At 74.0% G+C, this 20794-nt stretch carries 18 protein-coding genes and 1 pseudogene; 8 read left to right on the top strand and 11 right to left on the bottom strand.

Annotated elements, in window-relative coordinates:
- Window positions 1-811 (bottom strand): DUF5931 domain-containing protein (locus MPTA5024_RS41985; RefSeq protein WP_232326329.1); only part of this gene is annotated, 811 nt, incomplete at its 3' end.
- A gap of 122 nt (window positions 812-933) precedes the next feature.
- Window positions 934-1959 (bottom strand): 6-phosphofructokinase, encoded by a 1026-nt coding sequence (locus MPTA5024_RS09410; protein WP_036321619.1) that lies wholly within the window; start codon window positions 1957-1959, stop codon window positions 934-936.
- Window positions 1960-2230: 271 nt separating this feature from the next.
- Here MPTA5024_RS09410 and MPTA5024_RS09415 point away from each other — a divergent pair, with 271 nt between their 5' ends.
- From MPTA5024_RS09415 to MPTA5024_RS09425, 3 genes and pseudogenes are all read left to right on the top strand, one after another.
- The gene (locus MPTA5024_RS09415) at window positions 2231-3139 is read left to right on the top strand and encodes a bifunctional helix-turn-helix transcriptional regulator/GNAT family N-acetyltransferase (RefSeq protein WP_036321621.1); all 909 of its coding nucleotides are present in this window, start codon (window positions 2231-2233) and stop codon (window positions 3137-3139) included.
- A gap of 36 nt (window positions 3140-3175) precedes the next feature.
- Window positions 3176-4297, top strand: a pseudogene (locus tag MPTA5024_RS09420) (LLM class flavin-dependent oxidoreductase); the annotation flags it as partial.
- A gap of 138 nt (window positions 4298-4435) precedes the next feature.
- Window positions 4436-4624: a hypothetical protein gene (locus MPTA5024_RS09425; RefSeq protein ID WP_036321624.1), complete on the top strand. Its 189-nt coding sequence runs from the start codon at window positions 4436-4438 to the stop codon at window positions 4622-4624.
- A gap of 104 nt (window positions 4625-4728) precedes the next feature.
- Here MPTA5024_RS09425 and MPTA5024_RS09430 read toward each other — a convergent pair whose 3' ends face one another.
- On the bottom strand, window positions 4729-5961 hold the full coding sequence (locus tag MPTA5024_RS09430) for an alkaline phosphatase PhoX (RefSeq protein ID WP_063794640.1): 1233 nt from the start codon (window positions 5959-5961) through the stop codon (window positions 4729-4731).
- Between the two features lie 469 nt (window positions 5962-6430).
- Here MPTA5024_RS09430 and MPTA5024_RS40725 point away from each other — a divergent pair, with 469 nt between their 5' ends.
- The 3 genes from MPTA5024_RS40725 to mmuM all read left to right on the top strand — a co-directional run bounded on the left by MPTA5024_RS40725 (window position 6431) and on the right by mmuM (window position 11519).
- Entirely contained in the window at window positions 6431-7393 is a 963-nt protein-coding gene (locus MPTA5024_RS40725; protein ID WP_157099339.1) for a MerR family transcriptional regulator, read from the top strand.
- The gene (locus MPTA5024_RS09440; protein WP_063794641.1) at window positions 7390-9954 is read left to right on the top strand and encodes a VIT domain-containing protein; all 2565 of its coding nucleotides are present in this window, start codon (window positions 7390-7392) and stop codon (window positions 9952-9954) included. The genes MPTA5024_RS40725 and MPTA5024_RS09440 overlap by 4 nt, the downstream gene beginning before the upstream one ends.
- Window positions 9955-10628: 674 nt before the next feature.
- Window positions 10629-11519 (top strand): homocysteine S-methyltransferase, encoded by an 891-nt coding sequence (gene mmuM, locus MPTA5024_RS09445; RefSeq protein WP_036321627.1) that lies wholly within the window; start codon window positions 10629-10631, stop codon window positions 11517-11519.
- Window positions 11520-11766: 247 nt separating this feature from the next.
- On the opposite strand, the gene MPTA5024_RS09450 is transcribed toward mmuM, so the two are convergent.
- Both MPTA5024_RS09450 and MPTA5024_RS09455 read right to left on the bottom strand, forming a co-directional pair.
- Window positions 11767-13305: an MDR family MFS transporter gene (locus MPTA5024_RS09450; protein ID WP_036321629.1), complete on the bottom strand. Its 1539-nt coding sequence runs from the start codon at window positions 13303-13305 to the stop codon at window positions 11767-11769.
- A 213-nt stretch (window positions 13306-13518) separates the two neighbouring features.
- The gene (locus MPTA5024_RS09455) at window positions 13519-14217 is read right to left on the bottom strand and encodes a lysophospholipid acyltransferase family protein (protein ID WP_036321631.1); all 699 of its coding nucleotides are present in this window, start codon (window positions 14215-14217) and stop codon (window positions 13519-13521) included.
- A gap of 129 nt (window positions 14218-14346) precedes the next feature.
- Here MPTA5024_RS09455 and MPTA5024_RS09460 point away from each other — a divergent pair, with 129 nt between their 5' ends.
- Both MPTA5024_RS09460 and MPTA5024_RS09465 read left to right on the top strand, forming a co-directional pair.
- On the top strand, window positions 14347-15111 hold the full coding sequence (locus MPTA5024_RS09460; RefSeq protein ID WP_036321633.1) for an alpha/beta hydrolase: 765 nt from the start codon (window positions 14347-14349) through the stop codon (window positions 15109-15111).
- A 12-nt stretch (window positions 15112-15123) separates the two neighbouring features.
- On the top strand, window positions 15124-15573 hold the full coding sequence (locus tag MPTA5024_RS09465; RefSeq protein WP_036321634.1) for a hypothetical protein: 450 nt from the start codon (window positions 15124-15126) through the stop codon (window positions 15571-15573).
- Window positions 15574-15641: 68 nt separating this feature from the next.
- Here MPTA5024_RS09465 and MPTA5024_RS09470 read toward each other — a convergent pair whose 3' ends face one another.
- The 6 genes from MPTA5024_RS09470 to MPTA5024_RS09495 all read right to left on the bottom strand — a co-directional run bounded on the left by MPTA5024_RS09470 (window position 15642) and on the right by MPTA5024_RS09495 (window position 20789).
- Window positions 15642-16832, bottom strand: a complete 1191-nt coding sequence (locus MPTA5024_RS09470; protein ID WP_036321636.1) for a hypothetical protein — start codon at window positions 16830-16832, stop codon at window positions 15642-15644.
- A 138-nt stretch (window positions 16833-16970) separates the two neighbouring features.
- Window positions 16971-17669: an endonuclease/exonuclease/phosphatase family protein gene (locus MPTA5024_RS09475; protein WP_036321638.1), complete on the bottom strand. Its 699-nt coding sequence runs from the start codon at window positions 17667-17669 to the stop codon at window positions 16971-16973.
- Window positions 17670-17673: 4 nt separating this feature from the next.
- Window positions 17674-18615, bottom strand: a complete 942-nt coding sequence (locus MPTA5024_RS09480; protein ID WP_036321639.1) for an ROK family glucokinase — start codon at window positions 18613-18615, stop codon at window positions 17674-17676.
- Window positions 18616-18727: 112 nt separating this feature from the next.
- The gene (locus MPTA5024_RS09485; protein ID WP_157099340.1) at window positions 18728-19198 is read right to left on the bottom strand and encodes a hypothetical protein; all 471 of its coding nucleotides are present in this window, start codon (window positions 19196-19198) and stop codon (window positions 18728-18730) included.
- Entirely contained in the window at window positions 19195-20355 is a 1161-nt protein-coding gene (locus MPTA5024_RS09490; RefSeq protein ID WP_036321643.1) for an ArsA family ATPase, read from the bottom strand. The genes MPTA5024_RS09485 and MPTA5024_RS09490 overlap by 4 nt, the downstream gene beginning before the upstream one ends.
- The gene (locus MPTA5024_RS09495; protein ID WP_036321644.1) at window positions 20352-20789 is read right to left on the bottom strand and encodes an SRPBCC family protein; all 438 of its coding nucleotides are present in this window, start codon (window positions 20787-20789) and stop codon (window positions 20352-20354) included. Before MPTA5024_RS09495 ends, MPTA5024_RS09490 begins: the two co-directional genes overlap by 4 nt.
- Between the last annotated feature and the right edge of the window lie 5 nt (window positions 20790-20794).

The following is a 20794-nucleotide window of genomic DNA, read 5'->3' on the forward strand; positions in this document are numbered from 1 at the left end:
CGCCGAACGCGCCGCCGGCCGCGCCGGCCCGCGTCCTGGCGGCCGCCTCCTGGTCGGACGGCGCCTGGACCAGGGCGCGCAGCGCCGCCTCCTGCTCCCCCGCGAGCCTGCCGAGCTCGGCCGCCTCCCCACCGATCTCCGCGCCCCGGCGCTGCACGAGTGCGAGCACCTGGAGAACGGAGTCGTGGATCCCCCGGGCCAGCCGCTCCCGCTCGCGCCCCGCGGCCTCCAGCTCGACGGCCCGCTGCACGCGCTCCTCGGCCTCCCGCGCGAGCTGGGCGACGTGCCCCACCACGACGCCCGCCATGAACATGAGGACGGCGCCGTTCACCGGGAGCGAGGCGAGGTCGAGCCCGCCCCTGCCGCGCAGCCACAGGTCGGCCACGGACACCAGCGCGGCGGCGACGGCGCCCGCGCGGCGGCCCCGGGCCACGCCCCAGGCCAGCACCGGGCCCGCGACCCAGGTCGCCGTCAGCGGCATCGCGCCCGACCGCGCGGCGGCGTCCGTCTGCGCGTACGGCGTGGCCAGCAGGCACGCGGACGTGACCGCGAGGTCGGCGGCGAGCAGGACCCACCCGCGGGGCCCGGGCCGGGCCGGGTAGAGGACGGCGGCGGCCGCCGTCCACGCCGCCATCACGCCCAGCACGGCCCACGACACGACGGGCACGGCGTAGCCCCCGGCCCTGACCAGAAGGACGGCCGCGTAGGCGAGCGAGGCGGCGCGGAAGACGGCGACCGCCCGCCAGAACGGCCCCTCGATCCCCATCGCGCGCCCCCGCCTCTCTCCCGCGCCGGCGCCGACCGCGCGCACGCACGGCTCCCGCACGCGCATCAGGCCCGGACGTGCTCACGGCTGTGGGCCGCGTCCGCCCCCGGACACGCGTACGGCTCCCGCGCACATGATCGCGGGAGCCGTACGGCGGGTAAAGGCCTTTAGCCGAAGAAGACCTCGGCCTCCTCGTAGCGGGAGACCGGCACGGTCTTCAGCCGCGCCGTGGCCTCGTCGAGACCGGCGCGGACGATGTCGGTGCCGCGCAGCGCCACCATCTTGCCGTAGTCGCCCTCGTGCACGGCGTCGATCGCGCCGAGGCCGAACCGGGTGGCCAGCACGCGGTCGTAGGCGGTCGGCGTGCCGCCGCGCTGGATGTGGCCGAGGACCGTCGTGCGGGCCTCCTTGCCGGTCCGCTTCTCGATCTCCTGGGCCAGCACCTCGCCGATGCCGCCGAGGCGGACGTGGCCGAAGGCGTCCAGCTCGCCGGCCTGCAGCGCCATCTGCCCCTCCATCGGGTGGGCGCCCTCCGCGACGACGATGATCGGCGCGTAGCGGGTCTTGAACCGCGACTCCACGTAGGAGCAGACGCGGTCGATGTCGAACGGCTTCTCCGGGATGAGGATGACGTTCGCCCCGGCGGCCATGCCGGCGTGCAGGGCGATCCAGCCGGCGTGGCGGCCCATGACCTCGCAGATCAGGGCGCGGTGGTGCGACTCGGCCGTGGTGTGCAGCCGGTCGATCGCCTCCATGGCGATGTTGACGGCGGTGTCGAAGCCGAAGGTGTAGTCGGTCGCGTTGAGGTCGTTGTCGATCGTCTTGGGGACGCCGACGACCTTGACGCCGCGGTCGTACAGCTGCTTGGCGACGCCGAGGGTGTCCTCGCCGCCGATGGCGATGAGGGCGTCGACGCCGTAGGAGACGAGGTTCTCCTTGATGCGCTCGACACCGTTCTCGATCTTGATCGGGTTGGTGCGCGAGGAGCCGAGGACCGTGCCGCCGCGCGGCAGGATCCCCCGGACGGCCTCGATGTCAAGCGGCATGGTGTCGCCCTCGAGCGGACCGCGCCAGCCGTCGCGGAATCCGACGAACTCGTGCCCGTACACGCCGACGCCCTTGCGGACGACGGCGCGGATCACCGCGTTGAGGCCGGGGCAGTCGCCGCCTCCGGTAAGGACTCCAATACGCATGACGGGTTCCTCCATAGGGATGCGTGCATGTGGGACGCGCGGCCGGACCGAGCGCACGCGGGCGCCTCACCGAACGGCAATTGTGCCCCAGCCGAGGGCAATGGTCTAGACCAACAGCTGAGGCTACGCGACCGAGCCGACCACGGACAACACAGTCTCCCACGCCGAGATCCCGGTGGCGCTCACGACGGTCCCGGTCGAAGTCCTTTCGCGCCGATCACCGCGAGAGTATGGTTGACGCAGTCAAACGATTCTTTGAGGTGAGCAACCGATGGACATGGTGACCGAGGTCCGGGCGTTCAACCGCTTCTACACGGAGGTGATCGGGGTCCTGGGGGCCGGGATGCACGACTCGCCCTACTCCCTCACGGAGGCCAGGGTGCTGTTCGAGCTGGGCAGCCGTCCCTCGGCCGAGGTGGCCGGCGTACGCGAGCTGCTCGGCCTCGACCCCGGCTACCTCAGCAGGATCCTGTCCAGGTTCGAGGCGGACGGGCTGGCCGCCCGCGAGCGGTCGCCCGAGGACGGCCGCCGCCAGGTCGTCACCCTCACCGACCGGGGGCGGGAGACGTACCGGATGCTCGACGAGCGCGCGGCCGAGTCGGTGGGGGCGATGCTCTCCGCGCTCTCCGCCGAGGACCGGCGCCGCCTCGTCGGCGCCATGGCCGCGATCAGGGACCTGCTCGACCCCGGCGAGCGGCGGGAGGCGTACGTCATCCGCCCGCCGCGGCCCGGCGAGCTCGGCTGGGTGGTGCACCGGCACGGCGTGCTCTACGCCGAGGAGTACGGCTGGGGCGAGGGTTTCGAGGCGCTGGTCGCCCGGATCGCCGCCGACTACGCGAGCGACCACGACCCCAAGCGGGAGGCGCTCTGGATCGCCGAGGCCGGGGGCGTCCCGGCCGGGTGCGTGTTCTGCGTGCGCAAGGACGACGAGACGGCCCAGCTCCGCCTGCTCCTCGTGGAGCCGTCCGCGCGCGGGATGGGCATCGGACGGCACCTGGTCGACGAGTGCCTGAACTTCGCGCGGCAGGCCGGCTACCGGAGGATCATCCTGTGGACCCGGGACCCGCTGACGGCCGCCCGGCGGATCTACCTGGCGGCCGGGTTCGAGCTGGTGGAGGAGCAGCCCGGGGAGGAGTCGGGCATCCCGCTCACCGACCAGGTGTACGCCCGCGACCTCTGACCGCCGGATTCCCACGCGACGACCACCAAGGTCGCGGCCGGGCGGGCGGCGTCCCGGGCTCCCTCGCTCGCGTACCTCACCCAGGTCGCCTCGGCCGCCGAGGCGGCCGGGTTCGACGCGGCGCTCACGCCGGTCGGCGCCGGCTGCCCCGACCCCCTCGTGCTCTGCGCCGCCGTGGCGGCCCGGACCGAGCGGCTGCGGCTCCTCGTCGCGTTCCGGCCCGGCTTCACGATGCCGACCCTGCTGGCGCAGCAGGCGCAGGCGTTCCAGGAGATCAGCGGCGGCCGGATGCTGCTCAACGTCGTCACCGGCGGCGACCCGCAGGAGCAGCGGGCGTACGGCGACTTCCTCGGCCACGACGAGCGGTACGCGCGGACGGCCGAGTACCTCCACGTGCTGCGGCGCGCCTGGGAGGGCGTGCCGTTCGACTTCGCGGGCGACCACTACCGGGTGGAGGGCGGCGGCCTCGCGACGCCGCCGGCCGATCCTCCCGAGATCTACTTCGGCGGCGCCTCCCCCGCCGCCGAGCGCGTCGCGGCCGGGCACGCCGACGTCCACCTGATGTGGGGAGAGCCGCCGGCCATGGTCGCCGAGCGGCTCGGCCGGATGCGCGCCCTCGCCGCGGAGACGGGCCGCACACTCAGGTACGGCATCCGGCTGCACATCATCGCCCGCGACACCTCCGAGGAGGCGTGGGCGCACGCCCGGCGGCTGCTCGACGGGATGGACCCCGAGCGGATCGCCGCCGCGCAGGCCCGGTTCGCCCGGATGGACTCGGTCGGCCAGCGGCGGATGACCGGCCTGCACGGCGGGTCGGCCGACCGGCTGGAGATCTCCCCCAACCTGTGGGCCGGCGCCGGGCTCGTCCGCGAAGGCGCGGGCACCGCGCTGGTCGGCAGCTACGACGAGGTGGCCGAGCGGATCAGGGAGTACGCCGCGCTCGGGCTGGAGGAGTTCATCGTCTCCGGGTGGCCGCACCTGGAGGAGGCACTGCGGGTCGGCGACTTCGTCCTGCCACGCCTCACGGCGTCGCCGTCCGGGACCGGCGCGTCCACGACCGCCCCGCCCGGTGGCCCCTCCCGCGCCGGCGCGGCGCCCGCGGACGAGACCACGGCGGCGGGAGCCGGGACCGGCGCCTCGGTCACCTCGGCGGCATGAGCGCCGTCTCCCCGGGCCGCGCCCCGTCACCGGGCCGCTCCCTGTCCCCGGACGGCCCCGGCGTCTCCCCGGACCGCCGCGTCGCCTCCCCCGGCGGCCGTACGCGGACGGTGCGGCCTGCCCTGCTCACGCTGGTCGGTGGCCGTGCTCGTCGGGGTCTGGCAGGTCGTCGCCATGGCCCGGATCTGGCCGCCGGTGTTCGTGCCCGAGCCGGCCGACGTGTGGCGGCAGCTCATCCGGACCTCCACGCAGGGCTACAGCGGCTACACCCTCGCCGAGCACCTGCTGGCCAGCCTGCGGCGCTCAGCGGCGCGCCCGGCCGGGTGATCTTCGACGAGCGCTCGGATCTGCCGGGCCGCCCGCACCCCAGGGCCGACCCGGGGTTCGGACGGCTCAGGGAGCGGCTCTCCGAGGTGGTGCGGGCCGCCGCGTCAGGCCGGGGCGAGGCTCCCGGAACGCCCGCGGAGGCGCTCGCCGAACGGCCCGGTGACCTCGTAGGTGACGCCGGCCTCGGCCGGACCGGCGCCGCGCTGGAACGAGAAGCGCTCGGAGGGCAGCCGCCGCGTTGAGAAGTACAGGCGGTCGCCGCCGGGCGCGAACGCCGGCCCGCTGATCAGCACGTCGTCCTGGCCCACCAGGCGCAGGAACGGCCAGACGCCGCCGGACGGCCCGATCACGCTGATCATCGGCGGGCCGGCGTCCTCCGCCAGGAAGAGGTGGGGCGCCTCGCCGCTCTCTCCCGTCCCGTACGGGTGGCCCTCGGCCGTGGTGCCGCCGTGCCTGGCTGGGCCGTCCGTCGCGGCGAGCCCGCCCTCGCGCACCACCCGGATCCGCTCGGACGCCGGATCGTACGCCCAGACGCGGCCGTCCCCTCGGGTGACGAGGTGGCAGACGCCGCCGGAGTAGTGGCAGCCGTCGCCGACGTCGAACCGCCGGGCGCCCTTCACCTGCTCGCGCGTCGGCTCCTCGAACGCCGCGGGCGTCGGCACCCGGGCCCAGGTCACGTCCTCACGGCCGGGCTCGCCGACCATGACCTCCAGGACGCCCGTGGTGAGGTCGCCCCAGTCGTCGGGGCGGAAGCGGTAGAAGCACCCGTCGGGCTCCCCCTCCGTCAGGTAGACGACCCGCCCGACCGGGTCGCAGGCGATGCCGTGGTGCCGGAACAGGCCCATGACCAGCCGGGGCATGGGGGCCCGCTCGCCGTACGGGTCGCATTCGAACACCTGGCCCTGCGGGGTCTGCTCGCACGACAGCCAGGTGTTCCAGGGGGTCGCCATACCGGCGCGGTTGAGGTCGGTGCCGGACAGGATGCGGTAGCCGCTGCGGACGCCGCCGTCGGGGGCGAAGCGCAGGGCCGTGACGCCGCCGAGCAGCGGGATGCCCGCGTTCGACGCGTAGATCCAGCCGTCGCCGTCGGCGAAGCAGGCCCCGCCGTCGGGGGCGGCGTGCCAGGCGACGCCTCCCACCCGTTCGCCGGACCTGGCCACCACCCTGCTCGCGAACCCCTCCGGCAGCGCGACGCCGTTCTCGTCGGGCAGTCCCACGTCGCCGTACGGGCCGGGTCCCTCCGGCGGCGGCCCGCCACCGGGCGCCGCGAACAGCGAGCGCCACAGCGAGCCCGAGAGCGTCGACAGAGCCCCCGACCGGACGAACGTACCGCGCACCGCGACCGCCTCCTCGACCTGCCCCTGATCAGCCTGTTCTCGCCACGCCCCCGGCCGTGCGCCGTCCGCTGTCCCCGGCGACCGGTTGCCACCGGTTCCAGCCGGATTGGGGCCGGGCCGCGCCTGGTGATCCGGACGGCTCGCCGGCGCGCCGTCCCTCGTGCCGCACTCTTACTTTGGTACGCGCTCGTTCCCGGGAGCGTTCCGCGGGGGTGCTCCCCAGGCGACCGGCGCCGCGCGTGGTCCACGTTCCGCCGCCCGCTCTCCTTACCCCGTTCCGCCGCATATGACCGGGCTTTCGAGGTTCGCGACCGGCTCCTCGTCAAGGAGAACCCGTCCGCCGCCCGCCAAGTCGACCCGAGACGCGTGAACGGCGAGGGAATCGACACGGCTCATGGGGGCGAACTTTTCGAGAACCGGGCGAGGAGCGGGATTGACACTGTCACGATGACAGTGTCATCGTGACGGTATGAGCGAGACGTGGACGATCGGCGAGCTGGCGGAGCGGGCGGCGGCCCTGCTCGGCGCCGAGCCGCCCGTCAACGGCCGCGTGCGTGAGGTGCCGAACGAGCGGCTCATCCGGTGGTACGCGACGATCGGGCTGCTCGACCCGCCCCTCGCGCGCAGGGGCCGGATCGCGCTGTACGGGCGGCGGCACCTGCTCCAGCTCGTGGCCGTGAAACGGCGCCAGGCGGAGGGACTGCCGCTCGCCGCGATCCAGGCCGAGCTGGCGGGTGCCACCGACGCCATGCTGCAACGCGTCGCCCGGCTTCCCGAGCCGCTGTCGTCCGCCGGAAGCCACCGGCCTCCCGCGGCCGATCCGCCCTCCCCCGGCACCCCAGACTTCGGCGGCGCCCCAGCTTTTCCGGGCAGCCCGGCCCCCCTGGACAGCCCGATGCCCACCGGCAGCCCGACCCCCCTGGGCGGCGCAGTTCCCGCGGCCGATCCGCCCTCCCCCGGCAGCCCAGCCGCCATGGGCACACCAGACGTCGGCGGCGACCCAGGCCCTCATGGCAGCTCTCCCGATGACAACACGGTCGCCGCGGACGGCTTCCCCAGCGGGCCGGACGCCCCCTCACCCGGCGCGGGCACGCCCGACGTCTCCTCCCGGGGACGCTTCTGGACCCGCCCGACCGGGCCCGCGCCGTCGGCCTTCGCCCGGCCGGCGAATCCGGCCCGGTTCGACGGGATCCCACCGGCCCCGGCGGCCACCGCGCCGCCGGACGTCGTGCACGGGGTGCGGCTGGCTCCCGGAGTGACCGTCCTGCTCGATCTCCCCGGCCGCGTGCCGACGGCCGGCGACGTGGCCGCGCTGCGGGCCGCGGGCGAGCCGCTGCTGGCGGCTCTCGCCACCCTCGGGCTGTCGGCGCCCGTTCCCGGCCGACCCGCACGTCCGGACCACTCCGACCACGCTGAAGGGATGACGCCATGACCGTTCCCATCACGCCACTGCGGCCGGAGGAGTACCGGCCCCTGCCGGACGCCGGGCTGGGGGCACTGGAGACGGAGAAGGGCAACCTGCCCCTGGAGAGCGTCGGCGTCACCGCCCGGATCACCGGGCTGGTCGCGGGCGTCGAGGTCGTGCAGGGCTTCCGCAACCCCTTCGACGTGTCGCTGGAGGCCACCTACGTCTTCCCGCTGCCGCCCCGGGCGGCCGTCACGGCCTTCCGCATGGAGGCGGACGACCGGGTGATCGACGGCGTCCTCAAGGAACGCGGCAGGGCCAGGGCCGACTACGAGCGGGCCCTCGCCGAGGGCAGGCGGGCGGCCATCGCGGAGGAGGACCGGCCCGACGTCTTCACGATCCGCGTGGGCAACATCGTCTCCGGAGAGAGGGTGACGGTACGGCTCACGCTGAGCCAGCCCCTCCCCTACGAGGACGACGCCGCCGAGTTCCGGTTCCCGCTCGTCGTCGCTCCGCGGTACGTCCCCGGCGTCCCGATCTCCGGCCCTCCGGCCGGCGGGGGAGTCTCGCCGGACACCGACGCCGTCCCCGACGCCTCGCGGATCACGCCGCCGGTCCTGCTGCCCGGGTTCCCCGATCCCATACGGCTGTCGCTGTCGGCCGTCGTCGACCCGGCCGGTCTCGACCTGCGGGAGATCCGGTCCAGCCTGCACGAGGTCGTGCGTGAGGGCGACACGATCAGCCTGCGGCCCGGAGAGCGGCTCGACCGCGACTTCATCCTGAGGCTCGCGTTCGCGGCCTCCAGCGGGCTCGCCCTCGTGCCCGACGCGCCCCCGTCCACGACCGGGCCGCAGACCTCGGCGGCGGACCAGGCGAGCGCCGCAGGCGAGGGCGCCGTCGACGCCGCGAGCACCGCTGACGCGGAGGGCACGTTCGTGCTGACCGTGGTCCCTCCGTCCGGCGTGGAGGCCCTCCCCGCTCCCCGTGACGTGGTCCTCGTGCTCGACAGGTCGGGCAGCATGACCGGCTGGAAGATGGTGGCGGCCCGCCGGGCGGCGGCGCGGATCGTCGACACGCTGACCGCCCGAGACCGCTTCGCCGTCCTCTCGTTCGACTCGGTCGTGGAGCGCGCCTTCCCCGACGGGCTGGTGGAGGCGACCGACCGCAACCGCTACCGCGCGGTCGAGCACCTGTCCAGGCTGGAGGCCCGCGGCGGCACCGAGATGCTGGCGCCCCTGGAGGAGGCGCTGCGTCTGCTGGCTGCCGACGCCTCGCCGGGCCGGGTGGACCAGCCGGTGGAACACGAGGCCCGGGCCGACCGCGTGCTCGTCCTCGTCACGGACGGCCAGGTGGGCAACGAGGACGAGATCCTCGAACGGGCGGGCTCCCGGCTCGGCGACGTCCGCGTGCACACCGTCGGCATCGACCGGGCCGTGAACGCCGGGTTCCTCGGCCGGCTGGCCCTGCTCGGCACGGGCCGCTGCGAGCTCGTCGAGTCGGAGGACCGGCTCGACGAGGCGATGGAGCACATCCACCGAAGGATCGGCTCCCCACTCGTGACCGACCTCTCCCTCGCGCCGGAGGGGCTCGATCTCGTCCCCGACACCACGACGCACGTCGGGTCGCTCTACCCCGGTGTGCCGCTCACCGTGACCGGACGCTACCGAGGACGGCCCTCCGGCGCCCTGACCGTGCGAGGGCAGACCGTCGACGGTCGGCCCTGGGAGACCCGGCTCGACGGGCACCCGGCGGCCGACACGGCCGCGCGGGCCGTCTGGGCGCGCGCCCACCTGCGCCACCTGGAGGATCGGTACGCCGTGGGCGACCGCTCGCTTGAGCAGCGCATCGTGGACACCTCGCTCAGGTTCGGAGTGCTGTGCCGGTTCACGGCCTTCGTCGCGGTCGACACCCGCATGACGGGAGACGGCGCTCCGCGGCACCACGTGATCCAGCCGGTCGAGATCCCGAGCGGCTGGGAGATGCCGGCCGCCGTGCCGATGATGGTCGCGGGCGCGCCGATGATGGCCAAGATGGCCTCGTTCAGCCGGGCCGAGACGAGCGGCGACGCCACCGCGGGCGCCGAGCCGTACGGCACGTCTCCTGACGCGCCGCTGCAGGTTCCGCCGGGCGCCGGTGGGCCCTTCGCCGCCCCTCCCCCGTCCGCGCCGGCCGCTCCGGCTCCGGGCAGGCGCGGGGTGGGCAGGGGGTTCTCGGTCGACGCGCTCCTGCCCCATCCGGGCCGGGACCGGGCTAGTGAGACCGACCTCGCCGGAGTCCGGCCGCTGCTGGCGGAGGAGCTCACCCGCCTCCGGGCTGCCGGGTCCCTTCCCGAGCGCGACAGGCGGCGATACCTGGCCGACCTGGCGAGCCGGCTGCGGGTCGTCGTCCAGATGCTCGGCGACCACGCGGACCTGGCCGCCCTCGCCGCCGACCTGGAGACGGCGGAGCGGGCCGACCGGTCACTCGACGACCTGTGGCGGCGTGCCGTGGACCTGCTCGAACGGCTCACCGGCGGCTCCGGGGGCGCCGGTCCCTCCGGCTCGGGCGAGCGCGACAAGGGCCGTCGGGCCTTCTGGAAGCGCTCCTGACCACCCCGCACCGCGTTAGGGCCGGCGCTGGATGCCGCCGGCCGGTGCCGAGGGCGAATGCCCGCGGCGGGTACCGGCCGTGAGGCCCACGCTGGTGCCGGCCCTCAGGTGCCGGCGCTCAGCTGCCGGCGCTCAGCTGCCGGCGCTGAGGCGCCACGGTGGTGCCAGGGCTGCGGTGCCAGCGGTGGATGCCGGTGACGGGTACCGGCTATGGGAGCCCATGCTGGGGTGCCCACGCTCGGGGTGTCGGTGTCGGTGCCGGTGCCGGTGCCGGTGGCGGATGCCGGGTCAGGGTGCCGGTTGTGGAGACCCAACAGGGGTGCCGGCGCTGGGCGGCCGGCGGCGGGGTGCCGGTGGCCGGTGCCGGACGTGGAGGCCCACGCTGGGGGTCCACGCTGGGGGCCGGTGGTGGAGCCCGGGCCGGGGCGAGGTGCGCCCCGGGCCGGGCGGATCAGGCCGACTGCCGTCCTGGGACAGGCCGGGCGGGCCTTACGAGGGTTCCGGTAGGCGAATGACATCGGACGGCGGGGTGGGCGTGGGACGCCGAGGCTCCCGTACCCCTCCCGTGTCAGGCCGGTCGTCGCGTCCACCTGCGGGGACGGGAGAACGGCGGCGTAGCAACCGTGTGACGAGCCTCTTAAGCCCCATAGGCCGACAACGCATAGGGTTGCGGGGTGAGTTCCATTGTCCTGGACGGCGGTCTCGCCACCCATCTCGAAACCCTCGGCTGCGACCTGAGCGACGAGCTGTGGTCGGCGAAGCTGCTGGTGGAGGATCCGGCGGTCATCCGGCAGGCCCATCTCGACTACTTCGCCGCCGGCGCCGACGTGGCCACGACCGCGAGCTACCAGGCGAGCGTCCCCGGTTTCGTCAGGCGCGGCCTCACGCCACGGGAAGCCCATGAGCTCATCCGCTCGTCGGTGACGCTCGCCCTGCAGGCGAGGGACGAGGCGGGCCACGGCATGGTGGCCGCGAGCGTCGGGCCGTACGGCGCCTACCTGGCGAACGGGGCGGAGTACACCGGCGACTACGACCTCGACGAGGACGGCCTCGTCGACTGGCACCGCGAGCGGTTCGAGACCCTCGCCGGGTCCGGGGCCGACCTGCTGGCCTGCGAGACCATCCCGTCGCTCGCCGAAGGCAGGGCCCTGGCCGCGCTCCTGAGCGAGGCGCCCGACGTGCGGGCCTGGGTGAGCTTCTCCTGCCGCGACGGCGAGCATGTCAACGACGGCACCCCGTTCGAGAAGTGCGCCGCCCTGTTCGACGACCTGCCGCAGGTGGTCGCCGTGGGCGTCAACTGCACGGCGCCCCGGCACGTCCCGAGCCTGATCGGGCGCGGCGCGACGCTCGCCTACCCCAACTCCGGGGAGAGCTGGGACGCGGCGGGCCGCAGATGGCTCGGCCTCGCCGACCCCGTCGAGTACGGTAAGGCCGCGGCCGAGTGGAACGCCCTCGGCGCCCGCTACATCGGCGGCTGCTGCCGGACCACCCCCGAGCACATCCGGCAGATCCGCGCGCACCTCGACGCGACCACTCCGCCGCCCTCCGCCGCCACCCCGGCCTGACCGCCGCCCGACCCACCGAACCACCGCCCCTGCCGGGTCCCAGGAGATCCGCCGCCCGCGGGACATCCACGCCAGCCGCCATCGCCGGCCGGGCGACCCAGGTGAACGGGTGACCCCGCCTGGCCACTTATTCCAGCCGCGGAACCGCCGTCCCCGGCGACGGCGACGGCGACGGCGACGGCGACGGCGGCAGCAAGACGCCCGGGCCTTCCCCTCAGGGAGACCCGGGCGTCCGAGGCGGGACCGGTCAGCCCATGGCGGGCTCGCTGCTCGCGCGGGTGGCGAGCGGGATCTCCTTGAGGAAGAACGCCACCACGATCGCCAGCACCACGAACGGGAGGCTGGCGAGGAACACATCGTCGATGGCGCTGGTGAACGCCACCAGCACGTGCTCCTTCACCTGCGGCGGCAGCTGCTGGATGGCCTGGACGTTGTTGGCGTCGACCCGCCCGGTGGGCGCCCGGCCGCCGAACTCCACCGACAGGTAGTGGGCGAGGCGGTTGGTGAGGACGGCGCCCATGATGGCCGTGCCGATCGCGGCGCCCATCATGCGGAAGAACGTCGCCGAGCTCGTGGCCACGCCCATGTCACGCCGGTCCACGGCGTTCTGGATGGCCGTGACGACGGTCTGCATGGTGAAGCCGAGGCCCGCGCCGAAGAGGTAGGCGTAGATCGCTACCTGCCAGTACGGCGTGTCCACCTTGATCGTCGACAGCAGCCAGAGGGCCAGCAGCAGGATGGCCGCCCCGACGATCGGGAAGATCTTGTAGCGGCCGGTGCGGCTGATGAGCTGGCCCGAGGAGATGGACGTGGAGAAGATGCCGAGGACGGCGGGCAGCAGGGCAAGGCCCGACACGGTCGGCGACATCCCCTGGACGGCCTGGAGGTACACCGGCAGGAAGATCATGCCGCCGAACATCGCGAGACCGGCCAGGAAGTTGTACGCGTTGCCCACGCTGAAGATCGTGTTGCGGAACAGCCGCATCGGCAGGATGGGCTCGGCCGCCCGCAGCTCCACCAGAACGAACAGGGCCGCCAGCGCGACGAACCCGGCCAGCAGCGCCAGCGCCCCCGGGGCGGTCCAGCCGAGCTCGTTGCCGGCCCAGTCGAGGTAGAGCAGGAAGCACGTCACGCCCGCGATGATCAGCGCGGCGCCGAGGTAGTCGACGCGGTGCTGCCGGCGGACCACCGGGATCCGCAGCGCGACCGAGGTGACGATCAGCGAGACCACCCCGATGGGCAGGTTGATCCAGAAGATCCACCGCCAGCCGGGGCCGTCGGTGAAGAAGCCGCCCAGCAGCGGGCCCGCGACGCTGGAGACGCCCCAGACGGCGCCGAAGTAGCCCTGGTAACGGCCGCGCTCACGTGGCGGGATGACGTCGCCGATGATGCTGAACGCCAGCGCCATGAGACCGCCGCCGCCGAGCCCCTGCAGAGCCCGGAACGCGATCAGCTCGCCGATGTTCTGGCTCAGCCCGGCCAGCGTCGAACCGAGCAGGAAGATCGCGATGGCGGTCTGGAAGATGAGCCGCCGGCCGTACAGGTCGGAGATCTTGCCCCACAGCGGGGTGGCGGCCGTGGAGGTGAGCAGGTAGGCCGTGACGACCCACGACAGCTTGTCGAGGCCGCCCAGCTCGCTGACGATGCGCGGCAGGGCCGTGCCGACGATGCTCTGGTCGAGGGCGGCCAGCAGCATGCCGGCCGCCACGCCCGAGAGCACGATGAGGATCTGGCGGTGGGGGAGGTATCCGGAGGTCTCGACCTCCTGCTCCTGGCTGACGCTCATCGGCGCGCCTCCGGCGCCTGCGCCCGAAGGACGCCTCGGCCCCGGACGCGGTCACCGAGGGACGCGCCCCGCCCGCGATCGCGGCCACCGGGCCGCTCGCCGGCGGCGGCCCGGCTTCGTACGCTCCGCTCGCTCATATGCCTTCCGTTCTGGGTTACGCGCGACCGACCTTCGCAACGCTACCCTTCCGGTCCGACAGTATTTGCGGCCCTCTCAGGACTTGTCGCGGGCGGCCTTGCTGAGCTCGGCCTTCGCCGCCGCGGCGTACTTGTCGACGTACTCCTGGCCGGACAGCTCCATGAGCGCGTACATGATCTCGTCGGTGACCGCACGCAGGACGAGGCGGTCGTTCTCCATGCCGTAGTAGCGGGAGAAGTCGAGCGGCTTGCCGTACCGGACGCCGGGTCGGATGCCGAGCTTCGGGAACGGCCGGCCGGGCGGCATCATCTCGAACGTGTTGACCATCGCCCACGGGATGACGGGGGCGCGGGACTCCAGCGCGAGGCGGGCGACGCCGGTCTTGCCCTTGTAGAGGCGGCCGTCCGGGGAGCGGGTGCCCTCCGGGTAGATGCCGAGCACACTGTTCTCGCGCAGGATGCGCAGGCCGGTGCGGAGCGCGGCCTCGCTCGCCTTGCCGCCGGAGCGGTCGATGGGAACGGTGCCGACGCCCGAGAAGAAGGCACGGCTGAACAGGCCCTTCAGCCCCTGGCCCGTGAAGTACTCCGCCTTGCCGAGCGAGATGACCTTGCGCGGCAGGAACAGGGCGCCGAAGAAGTGGTCGGCGAACGAGAGGTGGTTGCCCGCCAGGATGACCGGCCCCTCCTTCGGCACGTTGTCCACGCCCTCGGCCCACGGGCGGAACACGAAGTGGAGGAACGGCCAGAGGATGGCCTTGACCACCCAGTAGAACACGCAGGCACCCCCTCGATGCGGACGTGAAGTCATCTTCGCACGCGCAGCCCTCTCGCACTAACGATGACTTACGTGCGAGTATCGGGCGGAATAATCCACTGGTTCGCCCTCGTGTCGCGGAGGTTTCCCATGCCAGTGCTGCCGGGCGCGGAGCCCTTCCACCACGAGGGCGGGGAGATCGGGGTCCTGCTGTGCCACGGGTTCACCGGGTCGCCGCAGTCCCTGCGCCCGTGGGGTGAGCACCTGGCCCGGGCCGGGCTGACCGTCTCCCTCCCCCGCCTCCCCGGGCACGGCACGACCTGGCAGGAGATGAGCCGCACCCGGTGGGAGGACTGGTACGCCGAGCTCGACAAGGCCCTCGCGGACCTGCGCGCGCGGTGCTCCGAGGCGTTCGTGATGGGGCTGTCGCTGGGCGGCTGCATGGCGCTGCGGCTGGCCGAGGTGCACGGGGACGCCGTCCAGGGGGTCGTGGTCGTCAACCCCTCGGTGGTGAACGACACCCCGATCCTGACGCTGGCGCCCGCCCTCAAGTGGGTGGTGTCCTCGGCCCCCGGCCTCGCGGGCGACATCAAGAAGGAGGGGGCGAGCGAGCTGGGCTACACCCGGACCCCGGTGCGGGCGGCCGCCACCCTGCCCCGGCTGTGGAAGCTCGTCCAGTCCGACATCGGCAAGGTCACCCAGCCGGTGCTCGTCTTCCACAGCCGCGACGACCATGTCGTCAAACCCGCCAGTGTCACGTTCCTCAAGTCGCGGATGGGGGACAATCTGGAGGTCAGGGAGCTGACCGACAGCTATCACGTCGCGACCCTCGACAACGACGCACCCCGGATCTTCGAGGGGAGCCTGGAGTTCATCCGCTCGCACGCCTCGGTACCCTTGGCGAAGGACTTGTGACCTGGGATCGCCGTGACGCCGCAAAGTGACGAGGACGAGGTCTGGCGCCAGATCGTCGCCTCGTTCAATGAGACAGCCGAGGACGCCTCGGCCGAACAGCCATGGCCCGACCGCGAGAACGTCTCGGACGAGGCCACCGAGGAGGGCGACGGGGAGTCCGGGGGCGGCGCCCCCGAGCCGGCCTCCGAACAGGCGGGGACGGCGTCCGAGGACGACGACCACTACGTCCCGCCGCCTCCTCCGCCGCTGCCGAAGGGCGACGCCATCACCCGGGCCTCGTGGGTCGCGCTGTTCGGCGGCCCCGCCTACCTCTTACTGGCCGCGCTGCTGACCTGGCCGATGGAGGGGTGGATCGTCTTCACCGCCGTGGCCGCCTTCATCGCGGGCTTCGTCACGCTCGTCGTCCGGATGGGCGACGGCCCGCCGCCCGACTCCGGGTGGGACGACGGCGCCGTGATCTGAGCGGCCCCGCTCCCCGGCGAAGACCGCGCACCGACCACGCACCGACCACGCACGATCACGCACGATGCTCACGGAGCGGGCGGCGGCCCGAAGCGCTCCACGAGGTCGGTGTAGTGGTCCTTGTCGTCCAGCGCGTGCCCGACCCCGATGGTCAGGTCGCCGGCGTGAGCGACCCCTTGCAGCCGCACGGTCCGGTCCTGGGTGGACGCCTCGCCGCGCAGCGTCGTCCAGTGCGATCCGTCGTAGCGGAGGACGAAGCTCTCGGACGCGTGCGACGGGTCGTACCCGGAGATCCAGTAGGTGCCGTCCCCGTCGCCGGTCACGCCGTACAGCTCGGCCTTGCGCACCGGAGGCCGGTCCCGCTTCCAGTGCCTGCCGTCCCAGGTGAGCACGAGCGGCACGATCGAGCCATCCGCGTCGTAGACGCCGCCGATGGCGATCGCCCGCTTGCGCCCGTCGGCGTAGACGTCCCGCAGGAAGCCGTCGTCGATCTTCGGCACGCCGGGGGCCGGCTTCCATCCGCTGTCCGACAGACGCAGGACCAGGGGCTCGGTCCCGGAGTCGCCGACCGCCCAGCCGTCGGCCTTGCCCACGAGGGCCACGCCGTACAGGGCGCCGCCGGGCCCGTCGGTCGTCGTCCAGGTGGCGCCCTTGCCCGGCCCGGCGCTCGCGGCCATCAGCGCGTGACCGTCCCGGCTGCCGACCGCGACGACGCGGCCGGCGGTCGCCGCCACCCCGCCGAGCCAGTCCCCCGGACGGAACTGCGGCACGCCGATCCGGTCGAACCCGTTGCGCGACCCCTTCGCCACGTACGGCAGCCCGTCGTGGCCGTCGCCGACCGCCCAGATCTCGTCGGCGGAGGGCGCGGAAACCGAACGGAGGTGGCCGGCGCCGGTGGTGTCCCCCCGCATGGGGACCTCGGTCCAGGCGGAGCCGTCCCAGTGTGTGATGACGCCGCGGTTGCGCCACAGGTCCCAGGCGTTCTGCTGGCCGACGGCCCACACGTCCGACTCCGACAGGGCCGCCACGTCGGAGAGCGAGCCGTCCGCCGCCAGCCGTCCGGTCGGCCCGGCCGGGGCGACCTCGTCGCCCGGGTCCGCGGGGGCCGACGGCTCCGCCGCCGGAGGCCGCACGACCGCGGCGGGGGCGGAGGCTGCGTGCGCGTGCGCGACCGATGTGACGCGCAGGAAATGCCCGGCGAGCAGGCCGGCGACGAGCACACACAACGGCACCGCACGCCGTATCGGACGGCGGGTCATGAACCGATCGTACGGGGGACTGATCCACCCCCGTCGCCAAGGTGGGGATTCCGAGCCCGAAGCGATGCTCGGATGTGACCGTAAGGTCCTATACGTACCAACCGGAACCTGGCCGTGAGAATCGGCCGTCCGCGCAGGTCAGAGGGCATGCGACGGCCGCAGCTCGGCGACCACGGGGCGGTGGTCGCTCGCGGCGGCGAGGTCGGCCGGACCGGCGCCCGCGTCGCCGCAGGACAGCACCTCGAGGCCGCGGCCCGCGAAGACGGCGTCGATGCGCGCCCCGGGGCGGGCCGAGGGGAACGTCCTGCCGTCGCCGCGGGGTGCGGCGGTGAAGCAGTCGGCGTACCGGCGGGCCAGATGGCCCCACGCCGGGCCGTCCGGCCGCTCGTTGACGTCGCACCCGAGCACCGGCCAGGCGCGGGAGCCGCGGGCCGCCTCCTCCAGGAACGCCACCGCCTCGACCGCGTGCCGGAGCCGGGCCCCGGCCACCAGGTCGAGGTGGGCCGAGGCCACGGCGTACCGGTCGCCGTCCTTCTCGACCACGGCCAGGGCGACGGCGCGCCACTCCAGGCCGGCGTACCAGCGCAGCCGGAGGGAGCGCGCCCGCAGGACCCGTACGGCGGACCCGGCGAGGACCGCGACGCCGCCGACGCGGCCGCCCGCCGCCACCGTCATGCCGAGCCGTGCCGCCAGATCGCGCCGCCGGCGCCGCCAGCCGGCGAAGCGGGGGGCCTCCTGCAGGCACAGCACGTCGGGGCGCATCGCGGCGACCACCCTGACCAGCGCCTCCCGGTCGTCCCTCAGCGACCGGACGTTGTAGGTCGCGACCCTCAGCACCCGTTCAGCGGAGGCGGGCGAGGTCGGCGGCGCCGACGACCCCCGCGGCCGGGCCGAGCTCGGCGACGCGGATCTCCGCCAGCGGGCGGTGCCCCCGGCCGGTCAGCCGCGCGGCGAACTCGTCGCGCACGCCGTCGAGGAACAGGTCGGCCGCCCCGGAGACGCCGCCGCCGAGGATGAAGCAGCCGGGGTCGAGGATCGCCGCGATGTCGGCGAGGCCCTGGCCGAGCCAGCCCGCGAGGCTGGCGAACGCCGCCAGCGACGCGGCGTCGCCCCGCCGGGCCGCCTCCGTGACGTGCTCGCCCTTGATGCCCTCGACCGAGCCCGCCAGCTCCAGGAGATGGACGGCGGACGAGGGGTCGGCCTGGGCGTTCTCCTTCGCGTCGACCAGCAGCGCGCTCCCACTGGCGTACTTCTCCCAGCAGCCCTGGTTGCCGCAGCCGCAGGCCCGGCCGCCCGGCACCGCCTGCGTGTGGCCCAGTTCGGCGCCCATCCCCCACCGGCCGCGGTACAGGTCGCCGGCCAGGACGATGCCGCCGCCGATGCCGGTGCCGACCGTCACACAGACCACGTGGCTCTCGCCGCGGCCGGCGCCGAACCGGTACTCGCCCCAGGCCATGGCGTTGGCGTCGTTCTCCACCACGACGGGCAGGTCGACGAGCTCGCTCACCTTCTTGCGCAGCGGCTCCTCCCGCCAGGCCAGGTTGGGGGCGAAGCGGACGACGGACCGCGTCTCGTCGATGAACCCGGCGGCGCCGATGCCCACCGCCTCGACCTCGTGCCGCCCGGCCAGGTCGGTCACCGCCTCGGCGATCGTGAGGGCCATCTTCTCCGGGCTCCCGGCGGGGCTGTGGCGCACGCCGCTCTCGAGGATGCGCCCCTCCTCGTCGACGACACCCGACGCGATCTTGGTACCGCCCACGTCGACGCCGATGGTCAGCCCCATGCTGTCTCCCTCTCCGTCCGCCCGGCCCCGAGTCCGGAGCCCGGGCCGATTGAAGCGGATCAAAGCGGTATAGGCAACGCGACCGGGATGAGTCTCGACTTATCCCACCAGATCAGCCCAAATCAATGTGCTCCACCCCGGGTCCGTCCGGCGGCCGGTGCCCGGACGGACGCGACGGCCGCTGCAGGGCGTCCACCGCCTGGCGGAACGCCGCGAACAGCTCGCCGCCCGCCGCGATCAGGTGGTCGGCGACGTCCCCGCCGGCATCCCTCCGCGCCGCGATCACCCGGCACACCGGGCAGGCCCGGCAGATGTACTCGTCGCCGTGGCCCTCCGCGACGGCCTCACCCCAGACGTCCACGGTACGGCCGCCGCCGGTCCCGCCGAACGCCGAGCCGATCCCGCTCATGCCGCCTTTGACCAGGCCCTTGCCGAACTCGCGGCCCACCCGCTGCTGCAGCGCGTCGAGCAGCTTCATCGCCTCTTCGGCCGCCGACCCGAGCGGGTCGGGACGCCGCTGGCCGGAGCCCTGACGGTCCGCGCCGGCAGGGCCGCTTCCGTTGGTTTCCATAGGTTCGGTCATTTCGCCCCTCCTGCCTCGAACCGTACCCGGAGGCGGCCGTCGCGGAGCGCCGCCGCCGAGATCGTCCTGCGGGCGAGGGCGGCGGGCAGGGCGATCACCCGGCGGTACGGCCCGGCGGTGACGATCAGTTCGTCGCCCTTGCGGGCCAGGTCGACGTCGTCGCGGTCGGCGAGCGGCAGGGCGAGGGTGAGCTCGTCGGCGGTGATCCGCATCGGCGGCTCGACGGTGGGAGAGGCGAAGGGGTCGACGCCGGCGTAGACGCGCTCGGCGACCTCGGCGAGCGCCTCGGGGCCGACCGGCTCCGCCGGCAGGTAGGGGATCGTGAGGACCGGCAGCGGGGCGAACGAGGCGTGGACCTCCTCCATCCTCCGCGCCTGGGCCTCCACCCAGCCGCGGCGCCACTCGTCGGCGCCCCCGGCGGGGAAGACCCGGTTGGCGACGACCGCGTCGACGCGGTAGCCGTACAGGCTGAGGGAGGTGAGCGTGCGGCGGGCCTCGGCCACGACCACGGCCTCGGGGGTGAGCACGAGCCGTACGGAGGCCTGGTCGCCGGTGAGGAGCCGGCGCACGTCCATGAGACCGCGGTGCAGCCGCTCCCCCGCGGAGATCACCTGACCCTCGGGCGCGCTCACCCTGGCGACGTGCCGGATCACCGGGGACAGCGCCCCGAGCAGCCGCCTGCCGACGGGGAGGAGGCGGTTGACGTGCCAGTCGAGGGCCTCGGGGAGAGCCAGCAGCCGCAGCGTCTCCGCGGTGGGGGCGCAGTCGACGACGATGACGTCCCAGCGGCCGGTGCGCGCCTGCTCGCGTAACTCGAGCAGGGCGATGACCTCCTCGGCCCCCGGGAGGACCGTCACCTCCTCGGACGTGATCTCGTCGAGGCCGAGCTCGGCGAACACGCCGGCGGCGTAGTCGCGCAGCTCGCCCCAGTGCCGTTCGAGGGACCTCTGGGTGTCAACCTGCTGGAGATAGAGGCCGGGCGCCGCCTCGACCGGCTCGTCGGAGTGCGGCACGGCCAGGGCGTCGGCCAGCGAGTGGGCCGTGTCGGTGGACACGACCAGCGTCTTCAGGCTCCTGCGCGCGGCGAGCGTGGCGGTCGCGGCGGCGGCCGTGGTCTTGCCGACCCCGCCCTTCCCGGTGAAGAGGAGGACCCTCATCGGCCCTCGACGCGCCGTTTGAGCCCCCTCAGCGCGGTGTCGATGATGACCTTCTCGGCCTTGCGCTTGATCATGCCGATCATCGGGACCTTGAGGTCCACGGCCAGCTCGTAGGTCACCTCGGTGCCGCCGGGGGCCCCGTCGAGGCGGTAGCTGCCGGTCAGCCCGGAGACCATCCGCCCGGCGTCGGCCAGGCGCCAGCTCACCGCGTCGTCGCCGTCCCACTCGTAGCCGAGGACGTAGTCGTCGCTGATCACGCCGGCGTCGAGGACGAAGCGGACGCGTGACGGACGGCCGTCCTCCCCCGTCTCCAGGACGTCGGCAGCCTTCACCTGGCCGGCCCACTCGGGATAGGAGGGGAAGTCGGCGATGACGGCCATGATTGTCGACCGGTCGGCGCCGATCGTGATGCTCGACGAGGTGCGATCAGCCATGCGCT

The sequence above is a fragment of the Microbispora sp. ATCC PTA-5024 genome (assembly GCF_000511135.2).
Taxonomy (GTDB): domain Bacteria; phylum Actinomycetota; class Actinomycetes; order Streptosporangiales; family Streptosporangiaceae; genus Microbispora; species Microbispora corallina.

Bases quoted from the DNA above. Each gene is read 5' to 3' on its own strand.
- MPTA5024_RS09415 (WP_036321621.1), top strand. From the start codon at position 2,231: ATGGACATGGTGACCGAGGTCCGGGCGTTCAACCGCTTCTACACGGAG.
- MPTA5024_RS09450 (WP_036321629.1), bottom strand. From the start codon at position 13,305: ATGAGCGTCAGCCAGGAGCAGGAGGTCGAGACCTCCGGATACCTCCCC.
- MPTA5024_RS09410 (WP_036321619.1), bottom strand. From the start codon at position 1,959: ATGCGTATTGGAGTCCTTACCGGAGGCGGCGACTGCCCCGGCCTCAAC.
- MPTA5024_RS09480 (WP_036321639.1), bottom strand. From the start codon at position 18,615: ATGGGGCTGACCATCGGCGTCGACGTGGGCGGTACCAAGATCGCGTCG.
- MPTA5024_RS40725 (WP_157099339.1), top strand. From the start codon at position 6,431: ATGAGCGAGACGTGGACGATCGGCGAGCTGGCGGAGCGGGCGGCGGCC.
- MPTA5024_RS09490 (WP_036321643.1), bottom strand. From the start codon at position 20,355: ATGAGGGTCCTCCTCTTCACCGGGAAGGGCGGGGTCGGCAAGACCACG.
- MPTA5024_RS09495 (WP_036321644.1), bottom strand. From the start codon at position 20,789: ATGGCTGATCGCACCTCGTCGAGCATCACGATCGGCGCCGACCGGTCG.
- MPTA5024_RS09470 (WP_036321636.1), bottom strand. From the start codon at position 16,832: ATGACCCGCCGTCCGATACGGCGTGCGGTGCCGTTGTGTGTGCTCGTC.
- MPTA5024_RS09485 (WP_157099340.1), bottom strand. From the start codon at position 19,198: ATGACCGAACCTATGGAAACCAACGGAAGCGGCCCTGCCGGCGCGGAC.
- MPTA5024_RS09440 (WP_063794641.1), top strand. From the start codon at position 7,390: ATGACCGTTCCCATCACGCCACTGCGGCCGGAGGAGTACCGGCCCCTG.
- MPTA5024_RS09460 (WP_036321633.1), top strand. From the start codon at position 14,347: ATGCCAGTGCTGCCGGGCGCGGAGCCCTTCCACCACGAGGGCGGGGAG.